The sequence below is a fragment of the Paenibacillus algorifonticola genome (assembly GCF_000971975.1).
GTDB classification, from domain to species: domain Bacteria; phylum Bacillota; class Bacilli; order Paenibacillales; family Paenibacillaceae; genus Pristimantibacillus; species Pristimantibacillus algorifonticola.
The window spans coordinates 214309-229818 of the sequence record NZ_LAQO01000007.1 but is presented as its reverse complement, the minus strand read 5'-3'; the positions used below and the strand labels follow the sequence as shown (position 1 = coordinate 229818).

At 51.9% G+C, this 15510-nt stretch carries 13 protein-coding genes; 12 read left to right on the top strand and 1 reads right to left on the bottom strand.

The features are described 5' to 3' along the window. Positions 1–2 precede the first annotated feature (2 nt). The 7 genes from purQ to purD all read left to right on the top strand — a co-directional run bounded on the left by purQ (position 3) and on the right by purD (position 9080). Positions 3–698: a phosphoribosylformylglycinamidine synthase subunit PurQ gene (gene purQ / locus WH37_RS15895; protein ID WP_046231573.1), complete on the top strand. Its 696-nt coding sequence runs from the start codon at positions 3–5 to the stop codon at positions 696–698. Further along, positions 676–2919 carry a phosphoribosylformylglycinamidine synthase subunit PurL gene (gene purL, locus WH37_RS15890; RefSeq protein WP_046231572.1) on the top strand — a complete coding sequence of 748 codons (2244 nt, stop codon included), beginning with the start codon at positions 676–678 and terminating at the stop codon, positions 2917–2919. The genes purQ and purL overlap by 23 nt, the downstream gene beginning before the upstream one ends. Further along, complete coding sequence (gene purF / locus WH37_RS15885) at positions 2904–4382, top strand: amidophosphoribosyltransferase (RefSeq protein WP_046231571.1); 1479 nt, start codon at positions 2904–2906, stop codon at positions 4380–4382. The genes purL and purF overlap by 16 nt, the downstream gene beginning before the upstream one ends. Before the next feature lie 128 nt (positions 4383–4510). Beyond that, positions 4511–5554, top strand: a complete 1044-nt coding sequence (gene purM / locus WH37_RS15880; RefSeq protein WP_046231570.1) for a phosphoribosylformylglycinamidine cyclo-ligase — start codon at positions 4511–4513, stop codon at positions 5552–5554. Then, positions 5554–6180, top strand: a complete 627-nt coding sequence (purN, locus tag WH37_RS15875) for a phosphoribosylglycinamide formyltransferase (RefSeq protein ID WP_046231569.1) — start codon at positions 5554–5556, stop codon at positions 6178–6180. Before purM ends, purN begins: the two co-directional genes overlap by 1 nt. A gap of 68 nt (positions 6181–6248) precedes the next feature. Next, positions 6249–7799 (top strand): bifunctional phosphoribosylaminoimidazolecarboxamide formyltransferase/IMP cyclohydrolase, encoded by a 1551-nt coding sequence (gene purH, locus WH37_RS15870; RefSeq protein WP_046231568.1) that lies wholly within the window; start codon positions 6249–6251, stop codon positions 7797–7799. 15 nt (positions 7800–7814) lie between these two features. After that, positions 7815–9080 (top strand): phosphoribosylamine--glycine ligase, encoded by a 1266-nt coding sequence (gene purD, locus WH37_RS15865; RefSeq protein ID WP_046231567.1) that lies wholly within the window; start codon positions 7815–7817, stop codon positions 9078–9080. An 84-nt stretch (positions 9081–9164) separates the two neighbouring features. Here purD and WH37_RS15860 read toward each other — a convergent pair whose 3' ends face one another. After that, the gene (locus tag WH37_RS15860; protein WP_046231566.1) at positions 9165–9614 is read right to left on the bottom strand and encodes a hypothetical protein; all 450 of its coding nucleotides are present in this window, start codon (positions 9612–9614) and stop codon (positions 9165–9167) included. A 159-nt stretch (positions 9615–9773) separates the two neighbouring features. On the opposite strand from WH37_RS15860, the gene WH37_RS34760 reads away from it, so the two are divergent. The 5 genes from WH37_RS34760 (at position 9774) to WH37_RS15835 (ending at position 15470) form a co-directional block, all read left to right on the top strand. Then, positions 9774–10889, top strand: coding sequence for a polysaccharide deacetylase family protein (locus WH37_RS34760; protein WP_231594250.1), 1116 nt, complete (start codon positions 9774–9776; stop codon positions 10887–10889). 44 nt (positions 10890–10933) lie between these two features. Next, positions 10934–12352, top strand: a complete 1419-nt coding sequence (locus WH37_RS15850; RefSeq protein WP_046231565.1) for an FG-GAP repeat domain-containing protein — start codon at positions 10934–10936, stop codon at positions 12350–12352. A gap of 20 nt (positions 12353–12372) precedes the next feature. Then, on the top strand, positions 12373–13125 hold the full coding sequence (locus WH37_RS15845) for a response regulator transcription factor (protein WP_046231564.1): 753 nt from the start codon (positions 12373–12375) through the stop codon (positions 13123–13125). Continuing rightward, positions 13122–14531: a sensor histidine kinase gene (locus WH37_RS15840; RefSeq protein ID WP_046231563.1), complete on the top strand. Its 1410-nt coding sequence runs from the start codon at positions 13122–13124 to the stop codon at positions 14529–14531. The genes WH37_RS15845 and WH37_RS15840 overlap by 4 nt, the downstream gene beginning before the upstream one ends. A gap of 357 nt (positions 14532–14888) precedes the next feature. Beyond that, a complete protein-coding gene (locus WH37_RS15835) occupies positions 14889–15470 on the top strand; it encodes a thioredoxin family protein (RefSeq protein ID WP_046231562.1) in 582 nt (193 codons plus the stop codon). The last annotated feature ends 40 nt before the right edge of the window (positions 15471–15510 follow it).

Sequence of the window (15510 nt, the reverse complement as noted above, 5' to 3'; positions counted from 1 at the left end):
CGATGAAGTTTGCGGTTCTGGTTTTTCCAGGTTCCAACTGTGATATTGATTGTTACAAGGCGGTAGAGGAAGCGATTGGCCAAAAGGTAGAGTATGTATGGCATACATCGACGGATCTCTCCGGCTATGACGCGATTTTGGTGCCAGGGGGCTTCTCCTACGGCGATTACCTGCGCTGCGGCGCGATTTCCCGTTTCGCTCCTGTTATGAACGAAGTGAAGAAAGCGGCGGAGGAAGGCAAGTTCATCCTCGGCATCTGTAACGGGTTCCAAATCCTTACGGAAGCAGGCCTGCTGCCAGGCGCTTTAATTCGCAACAGCGGCCTCAAATTCCGCTGCCATCAGACGCCGCTGGAAGTCGTGAACAACGGCAACCCGTTCACGAACCAGTATGCGGAAGGCGACATCATCAACATTCCAATCGCTCACGGCGAAGGAAACTACTATTGCGACGACGCGACGCTGGCACAGCTTGAAGCGAACAAGCAAATTATTTTCCGCTATGCAGGCGACACCAATCCGAACGGATCGGTATCGAACATTGCGGGCGTGAGCAACGAGCGCGGCAACGTAGTCGGCATGATGCCGCATCCAGAGCGGGCAATCAACCAATTGTTCGGCTCAGAGGACGGCAAAAAAATGTTTACATCGATTTTGAATGCATGGAGGGAACAGCATGGCGCAGCAGTTAACAGCTAAGGAACCGACAGCGGAGCAAATCGCGGATCAGCGGATTTATACGCAGTTCGGCGTAACGGATTATGAATATGAGCTGATTTGCGGATTTCTTGGCCGTCAGCCAAACTACACGGAGATTGGCGTATTCAGCGTCATGTGGTCGGAGCATTGCTCTTACAAAAACTCCAAGCCGATTTTGAAAAAATTCCCGATTACAGGCCCTCGCGTCCTGATGGGACCAGGCGAAGGCGCGGGTATCGTTGATATTGGCGATAATCAAGCGGTCGTATTCAAAATCGAATCGCATAACCATCCATCCGCGGTTGAGCCTTACCAAGGCGCAGCTACGGGCGTAGGCGGCATTATCCGCGACATTTTCTCGATGGGCGCACGTCCTGTTGCTTTGATGAACAGCTTGCGTTTTGGCCGTCTTGAAAATGAGCGCGTTAAATATTTGTTCGAAAATGTCGTTAGCGGTATCGCTGGCTACGGCAACTGTATCGGCATCCCGACTGTCGGCGGTGAAGTGATGTTCGACGAGAGCTACGAGGGCAATCCGCTCGTTAACGCTATGTGCGTGGGCCTCATCGATCATGATAAAATCCAACGCGGCGTCGCTAAAGGTGTAGGCAATCCGGTATTTTACGTCGGTCCGGCAACTGGCCGCGACGGCATCCACGGCGCAACCTTCGCTTCGGTCGAGCTGTCCGAGGAATCGGAAGAGAAGCGTACGGCGGTTCAAGTCGGCGATCCATTCATGGAGAAGCTGGTTATGGAAGCGACGCTTGAGCTGATCGATTCCGGCATCGTGCTTGGCATTCAAGATATGGGCGCAGCTGGCCTAACTTGCTCCAGCGCCGAGATGGCATCCAAAGCAGGAAACGGTCTTGAGCTGTACCTCGATGAAGTGCCGCAGCGCGAAACAGGCATGACGCCTTACGAAATGATGCTGTCTGAATCGCAAGAGCGCATGCTCTTCGTTGTAGAGCCGCAGCATGAAGCGCAGGCGAAAGAAATTTTCGAGCGTTGGGGCATCATTTGCGCCAAAGTCGGCAAAGTAACCGATGACGGCCGTCTCCGCTTGTTCCACCAAGGCGAGCAAGTGGCCGATATGCCGGTAACAGCACTCGTTGACGAGTGTCCGGTTTATGACAAGCCTTCGCAGGAGCCTGCTTATTACAGCGCGAATGCGGCAATCGACACAACGGCTTATCCGGAAGTGACGGATTTGACGGCTGCGCTTGAGAAAGTGCTCGCTTCGCCAACAGTGGCAAGCAAAGAGTGGGTTTACAATCAATATGACTATATGGTGCGTACGTCGACAGCGGTGGAGCCGGGTTCGGACGCAGCAGTCGTTACTATTAACGGTACTCGCAAGGCACTCGCGATGACAACGGACTGCAACAGCCGTTATGTCTATCTGGATCCAGAAGTGGGCGGACGCATTGCTGTAGCGGAAGCTGCGCGCAACATCGTTTGCTCCGGCGCAGAGCCGCTGGCGATTACGGACAACCTGAACTTCGGCAGCCCAGAGAAGCCGGATGTATTCTGGCAAATCGAGAAATCGGCAGACGGCATGTCCGAAGCTTGCCGCGTCCTTGATACGCCAGTTATCGGCGGCAACGTCAGCTTGTACAATGAAAATGCAAAAGGCGCGATTTACCCGACGCCGGTTATCGGCATGGTAGGTCTCGTTCATGATATCGATCATATTACGACTCAAGGCTTCAAAAACGAAGGCGACGTTATCATTCTCGTCGGCGAGACGAAGGCCGAAATGGGCGGAAGCGAGCTTCAATACGTGCTGCAAGGCGTGAACGAAGGCCGTCCTCCGGTTATTGATCTGGCTGTTGAGAAAAAGATGCTCGGCGCTGTGCTGAGCGCGATTCAAGGCGGTTTGGTCGCTTCGGCGCATGACTTGTCCGAAGGCGGAATTGCGACTGCACTGGCAGAATCCTGCATAAGCGGCAAGCTTGGTGCAGAAGTTAATGTTCATACAGAGCTGCGCGCTGATCATGCGCTGTTCAGCGAATCGCAATCGCGTATTTTGCTGTCGGCGAAGCCGGAGCAGGCAGCAGCGCTGCAAGCATTGCTGGCGGAGCAAGGCGTTGCCCATGCGGCAATCGGTTCGGTTAAAGGAGCTGCTCTTTCGATCAGCATCAATGGCAAATCCGGCATTCTGGCGCCGGTACAACAACTGGAGAAGGTCTGGAAGGATGCGATTCCATGTCTGATGAAATAAAGCAGCCTAAGCTTTGGTCAGGCGATTATTATAATCAAGGCGGCGGTCGGGAAGATTTCTTCGACAAGCTGCGCGAGGAATGCGGCGTCTTCGGCGTCTTTAACCATTCTGACGCAGCCTCGCTGTCCTACTATGGGCTTCATGCTTTGCAGCATCGCGGCGAGGAGTCGGCAGGCATTTGCACCGTCGATACGACGGACCGCAATCGTTTCAGCTATCACCGCGGCATGGGACTCGTCAAGGAAGTATTCGACAAGGAGCGCCTAGCGGGGCTCCCTGGCGATCGCTCTATCGGCCACGTGCGCTATTCGACGGCGGGAGAGAGCAAGCTCGCGAATGCGCAGCCGCTGATCTTCCGCTATCGCGATGGCGATCTTGCAGTAGCGACGAACGGCAATATCGTAAATGCGCCGGAAATCCGCAAGGAGCTGGAGAACCTGGGTTCTATTTTCCAGACGACGAGCGATACCGAGGTTATTGCGCATTTGATCGCCCGTTCGCCGAAGGATTTTGTGACGGCAGCGAAAGAAGCGCTTCAGCGTATCGTTGGAGGCTTCGCTTTCCTGATTATGACAAACGACAAGCTGCTGGTCGCTTCTGATCCGAATGGACTTCGTCCGCTCGTGGTGGGCCGCATCGGCGAGGGCTATGTGTTTTCTTCCGAGTCGTGCGCGTTTGAATCGATTGGTGCCGAATATTTGCGTGACGTTCAGCCAGGCGAGCTGCTTATTTTTGATCAGGATGGCATGAAAGAGGATCGTTATGCGGAAGTGACGCGCAGAGCGACCTGCGCGATGGAATATATTTATTTTGCCCGTCCCGACAGCGACATTCATGAAATCAATATTCATTCCGCACGCAAGCGGATGGGCAAGCAGCTCGCGATGGAATCGTTCGTCGATGCTGATATCGTAACGGGTGTGCCGGACTCCAGTATTTCTGCAGCAATCGGTTATGCGGAGCAGACGGGCATTCCTTATGAGCTTGGACTTATCAAAAATAAATACACCGGCCGTACGTTCATCCAGCCTTCGCAGGAGCTGCGCGAGCAGGGCGTGAAGATGAAGCTGTCCGCCGTTCGCAAAGTCGTAGAAGGCAAACGCGTCGTCATGATTGACGACTCGATCGTTCGCGGCACAACGTCGCGCCGGATCGTCAATATGCTGCGTGAAGCGGGAGCAACGGAAGTGCACGTGCGGATTACATCGCCGCCTTTCAAAAATCCTTGCTACTACGGCATTGATACACCGAGCCGCGATGAGCTTATTGCATCTTCCCGCACCGTGCAGGAAATTTGCGAGCTGATCAATGCGGATTCACTGTCCTTCCTTAGCGACAGCGGCTTTATTGATTCGGTTGGCGGCAATGATGGCGCTTATAACCGCGGCATGTGCCTCGGCTGCTTTGATAATGATTACCCGACGCCTGTTGATGAGGAATCGGACAAAAGCTGCAGCTGCTAGACTTAAGGCAGTCTGGCTGCAGCATGAAGCTTTGCTTGTGCAATTAGGAATAATAGTGCTGCCTGTCATTTGTGCGCGCCTGATTCAGGCGTGCCGATCTGGCAGCTACGATAAAGGGGTTGAACGGTGTGGCAGAAGCGTATAAAAAAGCTGGCGTCGATATAGCGGCTGGCAACGAAGCGGTCGAAAGAATGAAGAAGCATGTCAAGAAGACGTTCCGTCCTGAGGTGCTGACGGATCTTGGCGGCTTTGGCGGCCTGTTCGGCCTAAACAAGGATAAATATGATGAGCCGGTGCTCGTATCGGGGACAGATGGCGTTGGCACAAAGCTGAAGCTGGCTTTTGCAATGGACAAGCATGACACGATCGGTATCGATGCGGTTGCCATGTGCGTCAACGACATCATTGTACAAGGCGCTGAGCCGTTGTTCTTCCTCGATTACCTCGCTTGCGGCAAAGTCGTGCCTGAGAAAATCGAAGCGGTAGTCAAAGGCATCGCAGACGGCTGCGTACAGGCAGGCTGCGCGCTGATTGGCGGCGAGACTGCGGAAATGCCGGGCATGTACCAAGGCGACGAATACGATATCGCGGGCTTTACGGTCGGCGTTGTCGATAAGAAAAAAATCATCGACGGCACGACCATTGCGCCCGGAGACGCAGTGATTGGTCTTGCGTCAAGCGGCATTCACAGCAATGGCTATTCGCTCGTTCGCAGATTGCTTCTGGAAGAGAGCGGTTATGCGCTTGATCAGGAGCTGGCAGAGCTTGATGGCGCGAAGCTTGGCGATGTATTGATCGAGCCAACGCGTATTTATGTGAAATCGGCGCTTAAGCTGATTGAGCAAGTGAAGGTGAAAGGCATGGCGCATATTACGGGCGGCGGCTTCATCGAGAACATTCCGCGCGTATTGCCGGAAGGCGTGAACGTGAATGTGGAATACGGCTCTTGGCCAATCCACAACATTTTTGGCTTAATGCAGGAAAAAGGTTCGATTACGAATCGTGACATGTTCACGACGTTTAATATGGGTATTGGCCTCGTAGTTGTTGTACCGGCTGATGAAGCGGAAGAAGCGCTTCGAGTAGCAAATGAGCTTGGCGAGAAAGCTTACCGCATTGGAACAGTAACGGAAGGCAGCCGCATCGTCACGTTTACAGGAGCGACGGTGTAATGGCAGCGAAGCGTATAGCCGTATTTGCATCAGGTCAAGGCACAAATTTTCAAGCCTTGGCCGATGCGGCATGGCAGGGGGAGCTCGATGCAACTATCGAGCTTCTTGTTTGTGATAAGCCGTCTGCTCCGGTTATCGAGCGGGCGCGCAAGGCGGGCGTAGAAACGTTTATTTTTAAGCCGAAGGACTATCCGTCCCGCGAAGCGCATGACAGCGTTATTTTGGCGGAGCTTGAGCGCCGTGGCATTGAGCTGATTGTGCTGGCGGGCTATATGCGCATCATAACGCCGGTGCTGGTGGAGCCTTTCTATGGGCGGATGATCAATATCCATCCTTCACTGCTGCCAGCTTTTCCCGGCATTAATGCGATTCGCCAAGCGCTTGCTTACGGCGTGAAGCTGACGGGCGTCACCGTGCATTATGTGGACGGCGGCCTCGATAGCGGCCCGATTATTGCCCAGCAGGCTGTCGGGATTGCGAACGGCGAGACGGAGGACGAGCTTGCAGCACGCATCCATGCGGCGGAGCAGCAGCTGCTTCCGCAGGTTGTGCGGCAAATTGCTGGCGGACGGGTGCAACTGGATGGACGTCTGGTACGGATTGATGTGAACAAACAAGCTGAGTGATTGAGTGGTAATAACGATAAAGCGGTTAGTGCGCAACAGGGTTAAGATAAAAAGGAGGGCTTTGTGGAATGGCTATTCGTAGAGCATTAATCAGCGTATCCGACAAGACGGGTATTGTGGAGTTTTCGCGTGAGCTGGCAAGCCAAGGCGTAGAAATTATTTCGACAGGCGGAACATTCAGCTTATTGGAAAAAGAGGGCATTCCGGTCATCGGCATTTCCGATGTGACGGGCTTCCCGGAAATTTTGGATGGACGCGTCAAAACGCTGCACCCTGCTGTACATAGCGGCCTGCTCGCTGTGCGCGACGATGCGGAGCACCAGAAGGTGATGGAAGAGCTGGGTCTCAGCTACATCGACCTCGTTGTCGTAAATCTGTATCCGTTCAAGCAGACGATTGCGAAGCCGGATGTCGAATATGCGGATGCGATTGAAAACATCGATATCGGCGGTCCGACTATGCTGCGCTCTGCTGCGAAAAACCATGCATTCGTGACCGTTGTTGTAGACGCTGCGGATTACGCGGCTGTGCTGGAAGAAGTAAAAGCAGGCGGCGACACGACGCTTGAAACGCGCAAACGCTTGACGGCGAAAGTATTCCGCCATACGGCTGCTTACGATACGCTGATTGCTGAATATTTGTCCAAGCAGACAGGCGAAGAGCTTCCAGAAAGCTATACCGTTACTTACGAAAAAGTACAGGATCTTCGCTACGGCGAGAACCCGCATCAGAAGGCTGCTTTCTACAGCAAGCCGCTCGCTTCGGCAGGCAACATTACGACAGCTGAGCAATTGCACGGCAAAGAGCTGTCCTATAATAACATCAATGATGCAAACGCAGCACTTGCGATTGTTAAGGAATTTGATGAGCCGGCCGTTGTTGCCGTTAAGCATATGAATCCTTGCGGCGTAGGCACTGGCGCTGACATTCATGAAGCGTATCAAAAAGCGTATGCGGCTGATCCGACTTCAATTTTCGGCGGCATCGTTGCGGCGAACCGCGTAATCGGCGCAGACACAGCTGAGCTGCTGGGCCAAATTTTCCTTGAAATCATTATTGCGCCGGACTTTACGCCGGAAGCTCTTGATATTTTGACGAAAAAGAAAAACATTCGCCTCATGAAGCTCGGCGAGCTTTCCGTTGCTGCGGCTGACCGCAAGCCTGAGCTGCTCGTGACGACGGTTGACGGCGGCATGCTCGTACAGGAAAGCGATGTACGCAGCCTGACGGAAGCAGACCTGCAATTCGTAACCGACCGCAAACCGACTGAGGAAGAGCTGAAGCAATTGCTGTTCGGCTGGAAAGTCGTGAAGCATGTGAAATCGAATGCGATTTTGCTGGCGAAAAATAATATGACGATTGGCGTAGGCGCAGGCCAAATGAACCGCGTAGGCGCTGCTCGCATCGCAATCGAGCAGGCTGGTGCAGAATCCGCTGGCGCTGTACTTGCATCGGATGCCTTTTTCCCAATGGGCGATACGGTTGAGCTGGCAGCAAAAGCTGGCATTACGGCGATTATCCAAACGGGCGGCTCCATTAAAGATGCCGAATCGATTGCCGCAGCAAATGCCAACAACATTGCCATGGTATTGACTGGCGTTCGTCATTTCAAGCATTAAGAGGGAGCTGACAAGATGCGAATTTTAGTAGTAGGCGGCGGCGGCCGCGAGCATGCGATCGTATGGGCGCTGAAAAAAAGCGAGAAGGTCCGGAACATCTATTGTGCGCCGGGCAATGCAGGCATCGCGCAGCTGGCAGAATGCGTGCCGCTGGCTGTCAATCAATTTGACGAGCTGGTGGAGTTTGCGAAAGATGCGGCCATCGATCTCGTATTCATCGGCCCGGATGATCCGCTGGCGGACGGCATCGTAGATGCGTTCGAAGCGCATCAAATTCCGGTATATGGACCGAATAAAGCGGCAGCGGAAATTGAAGGCAGCAAAATTTTCATGAAAAATTTGCTCAAGAAATACAATATTCCGACGGCTAAATATGAGACGTTTACCGATTATGAGGCGGCTTCCGCTTATTTGCAGGAACAGCAGACGCCAATCGTCATTAAGGCGGATGGACTTGCGGCAGGCAAGGGCGTAACAGTGGCATTTACGATGGAAGAAGCGCAGCAGGCGCTGAAAGAAGCGATGCTGGATAAAGTGTTTGGCGATGCGGGCAACCAAATCGTGATTGAGGAATTTTTGGAAGGACAGGAAATGTCCATCCTTGCTTTCGTAGATGGCGAGACGGTGCGGGCGATGGTGCCGGCACAGGATCACAAGCCGATTTTCGACGGCGATAAAGGTCCGAACACGGGCGGAATGGGCACGTATACGCCGCTGCCACATATTGATCAGTCGATTATCGACGAGTCGATTGCAAACATTATCATTCCAACGGCGAAAGCGATGGTCAGCGAAGGCCGTCCGTTCCGCGGCGTATTGTTTGCCGGGCTGATGATTACGAAGGAGGGCCCGAAAACGATTGAGTTTAATGCACGTATGGGCGATCCGGAAACGCAGGTTGTGCTTCCGCGTCTGGAAACCGATCTTGTCGACATCGTATTGGCTTCGCTGAACGGCAGGCTGGAGCAGCTGGATATTACTTGGAGCGATGAAGCAGCGGTATGCGTCATTATGGCATCCGAAGGTTATCCGGCTTCGTATCCGAAGGGCCGCGTCATTGAAGGGCTGGCGAAAGCCGAAGCGCAAGGCGCGCTTGTGTTCCATGCTGGAACAGCTGAGAAGGACGGCCAATTCGTAACAAGTGGCGGACGTGTGCTAGGCGTTGTCGGCCGTGGCCGTGACATCGCGGAAGCGCGTGCGCGTGCTTATGATGCGGTAGGCGTTATCCATTTCGATGGCATGCAGAGCCGTTCGGATATTGCAGCGAAGGCACTGGTTTAATGATCGTTTTCAAATGAAGTCATTCATATATGAGTAAAGTCTACAAAGCTTGAAGCCGCCTACGTGCGGCTTTTTTTTATTCAATCATGGTTCTATTTGTAACACGAGAGCCGAAGGCGTTTCATTTTCTACTTGTATGGTGCTGCTTGTTGTTAGTTCTAGCGTTCCAAAAGGTCTGAAGGCAAATTCTCTAATATTATAAATGTAATCAAATACAAACTCCCCTTGATGGACAAAAACAATTCTGCGTTTCATTTCCGTTTCGATCCTGTTCAAATGAGTAGTTGCCCCAACAATCTCATCTATCGTTTCCCCGTTATAGTAAGGGTCCTCAAGTATAAAGGCTTTATCCCAAATAAACGGAGTAATAGCAGAAAATGCTGTAGGATGCGTTTCATTTTTTAACTTGATTATATTCTGATTCATAATGTCTGTGGTGTTCGGAGCTTGATTGATCGCAACAAGCAAGAACATTAAAACTACGATAGCAACGGGGACCGCTAATATAAGCTTGTTTGATAGTCTTATTTTCATAGGAGCATCCTATCCATATTCTAGTAGTTTATTATAGCATGCCATGGAGAGGTTTTTTCGCTGTCAAATGCAGGCGAATGGTGTAACTAATTTGTAACGCACTCCGTCTATGAATGCTATAAGATAAATCTATCAGCAGGAAATAGAAGGGTGAATCGGATGAAGTACAACACACGAACTAGAGTTAGCAGCATGAAGACGCGCAAAAAAACAAAACGAAAACTAGCAGTAGCAGGCTTTCTACTTGTAGCACTAGCCTTATGGCTTGGTGGCTGCGGGACTAAGGCTTCATCGAGCCTGGAGGTGCTTTTGCCAGGCCAAGAGGGAAGCGCAAACATACAGCAGGGAGCTTCATCCGAGGACACTATCCATATTAACCATCCGACGTTGTCGGAAGGGACAAACAGCGGTACGGACACGGCAAGTCATCCAGCGAGCACCGACGATTCCCATTCCCCTCAGAAAGGAACTAATGCAGCATCCGGTGCTGCGAGTGGTTCTGGTGCAACCGTCGGATCTGGCGGAAAAACGCAAAGCGGGGGTTCCAAATCGGGAACGAGCGTAACGTCCAGTACATATACAATTAAGCCTTCAAGCACACCTGCAAGCTCGCCTACGCCATCGAGCAAGCCGGCTCCCACAGCAACGCCAACGGCTTCGGCGTCTCCGCAAGGAGAGAAGGGATCGAGCAAGCCGGATAAGGAGCAGAAGCTTGTCGCCTTAACATTTGATGATGGACCGGATAACCGTTATACACCAGCGATTTTGGATATCCTGAAAAAGAAGGGCATTAAAGCGACATTCTTCGTAGTCGGCGTTCAAGTGAAGAAGGATCCAGATGTGCTTCAGCGCATAGTGGACGAAGGCCATGAGATTGGCAATCATACGACTCATCATAAAGATTTGACGAAGCTGACCAAGAACCAGATATGGGACGAAATCAGCACAACGGATAAGCTGATCAAAGATGTAGTCGGCTTTACTCCAAACCTGGTGCGCGCACCGTATGGAGCTGTGAATAGTACAGTTAAGCAGCTAATGAAGGAAAAAGGAAGAGAATTGGTAAGCTGGAATGTAGATACCCGTGACTGGGCGGGAACGTCTGTATCTGTAATGAAGAAGAACATTAGCGAGCATACGAAGCCGGGTGGTATAATATTAATGCATTCTTTTGGAGGCAAAGGTATTAAAAACACGGTAGACATGCTGCCAGACGTCATTGATAGCTTGCAGAAGAAGGGTTATACGTTCGTCACCATTGACGAAATGCCTTGATTCCGGTCTGCTTTCGAACCGTAAGTTTAAGGGGGCTTAAGCGATTGTTTATATCCAAAATAAGCGGGGCGCTGCTTGCAGCCGCCTTGCTTTGTTTATTAGCAACCGGCTGCCGATATACGGCGGCTCCTGCGGATTTACTTGAAAAACCTACTATCGCCTCGGACAAGCAGGCGCTCGTTCAGGCTGTGCAGAAAGCTTTGCCGCCTCATGCACAGCTAGCGCTTCCGATGCGCGATGACAAGCTTGGCGCCGTGCGCCTGCTCGATGTAGATGGCGATGGCGTAGACGAGGCGCTCGTTTCTTTTAACAATGAATACAGCTCTCCTGAGCTGATGCTGCTCCGGTATCGGGGCAACACCTGGAAGCCCTATTATACGATTCAGCAGCCTTTATCGATGCGAATGGACTGGATGAAAGTCAGCGATTATGACAAAGATGGCAAGCTCGATCTGGCAGTCGGCTGGATTGGCTCCTATGATGGCTCCAATATGGTCGAGCTGTATTCGCTTAGCAAAACGCCAGTGCGCAATGAGGAAGGCAAGCTTGTGCTTGAGTCGGAGGATTCCCTGCCTTATTTGTATGCGGAAGCAGGCGATCTGAATGGGGATGGCAAGCTGGAGCTGGCAGTCGTCACGGGGGATTGGCCGAACCAGGAGGTTCAGCTGCCAAACTATAAGCTGACGGTATATGAATGGACAAAGGGCAAGTTTCATGCGCTGCAGCAGCTCGATCTTAGCAATGATGTCATCAACTATGACCGACTATTAATTGGCAAAATATCGGAGCGGCATACAGGTGTCGTCTTGGAGGCTGCGGTAGGCGCCCATTCGATGTATACGTTTATGTATGTGTGGGAGAAAGGCAAGCTGCGGCCAGTTGCGTTATCCGAGCAGGGCGAATTTGGACATGCGCTTATTTCGGGAACGCCGACGCAAAATGAGGATATTAACGGCGATGGCATAATCGAGCTATCCCGTCCAAAAGAGCCGGCAGGGTATCCAGATCTCCCTTATGCCGGGATGCTATGGGTGAATGAGTGGCTGCAATGGGATGGCGATAAGACGTTTAAGTCGATCAAGGAAGAGTTTACGAATAAGAGCTACCAGATCAGCTTTACGATTCCGAATCAGTGGAAGGGCCACTATACGCTAAGAAGCCCAGGCGTCCATCCGGAATATGGCATCGTCACCTTTGAATATTGGAATGAAGAAACCGGCTACAAGTCCGAGCTTGGCACGTTATATGCTGTTCCATTAACCAAGTGGAGCAGCATTCAGGAAGAGTGGAATGAAACAGACCGCGCTTACAATGTCGTGTCCAATTATGCGGGCTTGGTATACATTTATGCACAGCAGCTTGGTCCTCCAGGAACGATGGATATCAGTGATCGCCAGCCGTTTTATGCGATGCAGCTGAATAAGGATCAACTGCCGGAATTGCTGGTACCGAGGCCGGACTAAAGGAAAAAGTGGGTGGACCTATGCGTATTTTGCTGCTGGAAGATGAAGAAGCGATTCGCGGCTTTGTCCGCATTAATCTAAAACGCAACGAGATGGAAGTGACGGAAGCAGGCGACGGAGAAACGGCGCTCGCTTTGGCTGATTCGGAGGGGCCGTTCGATATTGCGCTGCTTGATGTGATGCTGCCGACAATTAGCGGCTTTGAAGTATGCGAGCAGCTGCGCAGCAAATTTCCGAGTATGGGCATTATTATGCTGACTGCGAAATCGCAGGAAGAGGATAAAATTCACGGGCTGGAGCTTGGTGCCGACGATTATGTGCAGAAGCCGTTCAGCCCAGGCGAGCTGATTGCCCGAATCAAGTCGCTCTATCGGAGAATGCAGCCGAGTGCTGCGCTGCTTCAGGCGGCGGCAGCCCAAGAGGTAACGGCTGGCCTTATGACGCAGGCAGCACAAGTGGATGATGAGCTAAAAATTGGGCCGTTCCGCCTGTCGGTATCTGCACGCAAGCTATGGAAAAACGATGAGGAAATTATTTTGACCCCAACCGAATGGACGCTGGTGCGGCTATTAATGGAGCGGGAAGGCAAAAGCGTCAGCCGCGATGATATTTTGAGCGAGGTTTGGGGCCGTTATTATGTGGGCGACCTTAAGGTCGTTGACGTAAACATTAGGCGGGTGCGCCAAAAAATCGAAGAAAATTCCTCTGAGCCTGCTTTCATTGAAACGGTGTGGGGCTTCGGCTACCGCTGGAGAAGGGGCAGCAGCGGATGAACAGTCTCAAGACGAGAATCGTGTGGAGCTATTTGCTGCTGATTGCGCTCGTTGTCGTCGTGCTCGGTGGACTTTTTGCCACGCTGATTACCAATTATTATTATGGCAGTGCGCAAAGCTCGGTTAAACAGCGGGCTGTATCTGCTCTTGCCACGCATAACCGGACGATGGCTTCCCTGAAAATGCATGATCAAGCCGATTACATGCTGCAATATATGGTGGAAGGCGATACGCGGCTCCAACTGCTTGATGTGTACGGAAAGGTTCGCATGGACTCAGATGGGCTGGTGGAAAATATACAGTACACCACGCTGGACGTACAGGCAGCAATGAACGGACAGACCGATATTTGGCAGGGCAATGATCCTTATTACAAGGAGCGGGTCACGTCGATTACGATACCGGTCTGGAATGATACGCATGTTGTATCCCTGCTGCGTTATTCGGCCTCCATCAGCGCCGTGGACGATATGGTGAGCCAACTGCTGCGCATGACGGCATTTGTCGGGCTGGCGGTTATTTTGCTGTTCCTTGGGTTAAGCCTATGGCTGGCGCAGCGTATTGTACGTCCTATTCGCGAGCTGACGCGTGCAGCGAGGTATATGGCTGATGGTGATTGGACGAGGCGGGCGACGAAACGAAGCAATGATGAAATTGGACAGCTGGCGGAAACGTTCAATACGATGGTCGTAGAGCTGAATCATCGCGAGAAGCTCAAAAATGATTTTATCTCCTCCATTTCCCATGAGCTGCGAACGCCGCTTACGTCCATAAGAGGCTGGAGCGAGACGCTGAAGGAAGGCGATCCGGCCGACAATGAGGAAATGAAGCTGGGGCTGCAAATTATTAGCCATGAAACGCTGCGCTTGTCGGGGCTTGTTGAGGATTTGCTCGATTTCTCCAAGCTGTCGGCAGGAAGCATGGAGCTTCATGCCGAGCTGCTGGATCTCAACAGCCCGGTGAAAGAGACGGTCGCCCAGCTAGGTGTCCGGCAGGATCAGACAGGCGTGAAGCTGCTCGTATCCCTTGGCAAATCGCCGGTGATGGTATATGCGGATGCGAACCGCTTGAAGCAGGTCATCATTAATTTAATTGACAATGCGTTCAAGTTCACGCCAGCAGGCGGCACCATTCGAGTGTCGATCTCCATTACGCTTGACGAAGACTATGCGCTGCTGACGGTTGCCGATACCGGCTGCGGAATCGAAGCCGAGGACATTCCCCATGTGACGGAGAAGTTCTATAAGGCGAATACAGGGCAGGGCGGAAGCGGGCTAGGGCTCGCGATCTGCAAGGAAATTACCGAGCTGCATGCTGGCGAGATGAAAATAGACAGCGAGCGTGGAGCTGGAACGGTAATCACGATCAAGCTGCCGATCAGCCATCAGGATAAATCAGCAACATAGCCCGTATGTATTACGGCACAAGCATGTACGGCATATGCGCAGTTATACGGAATCAGCCGCCCGGATGGGCGGCTAATTTTTGTTGAACAGCATATTGCGGTTAAACAATACGTATGCGACAGCGACGACGACACCGCATGTAATCATAACGGAAAGCCAGTGATCGGTAAGCCATACAATCCATGCAGGCATATAAGCTCCACTCCTTTCTTGGCGGCTTCATAAGCACGTTAAGGGAATCAATATTTGCAGCTTTAAATTAATATGTCCGAAGCACAGCCAGGCCATCAAAAAAAGCAATTCCTAATTGTGGTACAATAATAGGTGATGGTCATTTCATACTGGGAGGGATTTATAATGTCTTTCACTGTTCAGATTGGTCAGCAAGCACCAGATTTTACGCTTCCGGCGACGGATGGCAAGAGCTATGCCTTGCAGGATTTTGCCGAAGCCGATACGCTGGTTGTATTTTTCACCTGTAATCATTGTCCTTATGTGGTTGGATCGGACGAGCTCACGCGCAAGACGGCAATCAAGTTCAAGGAGAAGGGCGTTGCTTTCGTCGGCATTAATGCAAACAGTATTAATACGAAGCCGGATGATTCCTTTGAGCATATGGTGGAGCGAATGAATGAGCTGAAGTTCCCTTGGACGTATTTGCGCGATGATACGCAAGAGGTCGCCAAAGCTTATGGGGCGCTGCGTACGCCGCATTTTTATGTTTTTGATAAAGAGCGCAAGCTGGTTTATACGGGCCGGGGAGTTGATCAGCCTAGGGATTCAGGCAAAGTGACGGTTTATGATCTGGAGCGTGCGCTTACCGAGCATACGCTGGGCAAGGAGGTTTCGGTGCCGTACACCAATCCGATTGGCTGCAACGTCAAATGGGACGGACAGGATGAGCACTGGATGCCGGTTGAAGCTTGCGATCTTGTATAAAATAACGGATTGACAGCTGCACCTGCGGGGTGCTATTATG

Excerpts from the sequence above, each read along its gene's own strand:
- purQ (WP_046231573.1), top strand. The coding sequence starts at position 3 with ATGAAGTTTGCGGTTCTGGTTTTTCCAGGTTCCAACTGTGATATTGAT.
- purL (WP_046231572.1), top strand. The coding sequence starts at position 676 with ATGGCGCAGCAGTTAACAGCTAAGGAACCGACAGCGGAGCAAATCGCG.
- purF (WP_046231571.1), top strand. The coding sequence starts at position 2,904 with ATGTCTGATGAAATAAAGCAGCCTAAGCTTTGGTCAGGCGATTATTAT.
- purN (WP_046231569.1), top strand. The coding sequence starts at position 5,554 with ATGGCAGCGAAGCGTATAGCCGTATTTGCATCAGGTCAAGGCACAAAT.
- purH (WP_046231568.1), top strand. The coding sequence starts at position 6,249 with ATGGCTATTCGTAGAGCATTAATCAGCGTATCCGACAAGACGGGTATT.
- purD (WP_046231567.1), top strand. The coding sequence starts at position 7,815 with ATGCGAATTTTAGTAGTAGGCGGCGGCGGCCGCGAGCATGCGATCGTA.
- WH37_RS15860 (WP_046231566.1), bottom strand. The coding sequence starts at position 9,614 with ATGAAAATAAGACTATCAAACAAGCTTATATTAGCGGTCCCCGTTGCT.
- WH37_RS34760 (WP_231594250.1), top strand. The coding sequence starts at position 9,774 with ATGAAGTACAACACACGAACTAGAGTTAGCAGCATGAAGACGCGCAAA.
- WH37_RS15845 (WP_046231564.1), top strand. The coding sequence starts at position 12,373 with ATGCGTATTTTGCTGCTGGAAGATGAAGAAGCGATTCGCGGCTTTGTC.
- WH37_RS15840 (WP_046231563.1), top strand. The coding sequence starts at position 13,122 with ATGAACAGTCTCAAGACGAGAATCGTGTGGAGCTATTTGCTGCTGATT.
- WH37_RS15835 (WP_046231562.1), top strand. The coding sequence starts at position 14,889 with ATGTCTTTCACTGTTCAGATTGGTCAGCAAGCACCAGATTTTACGCTT.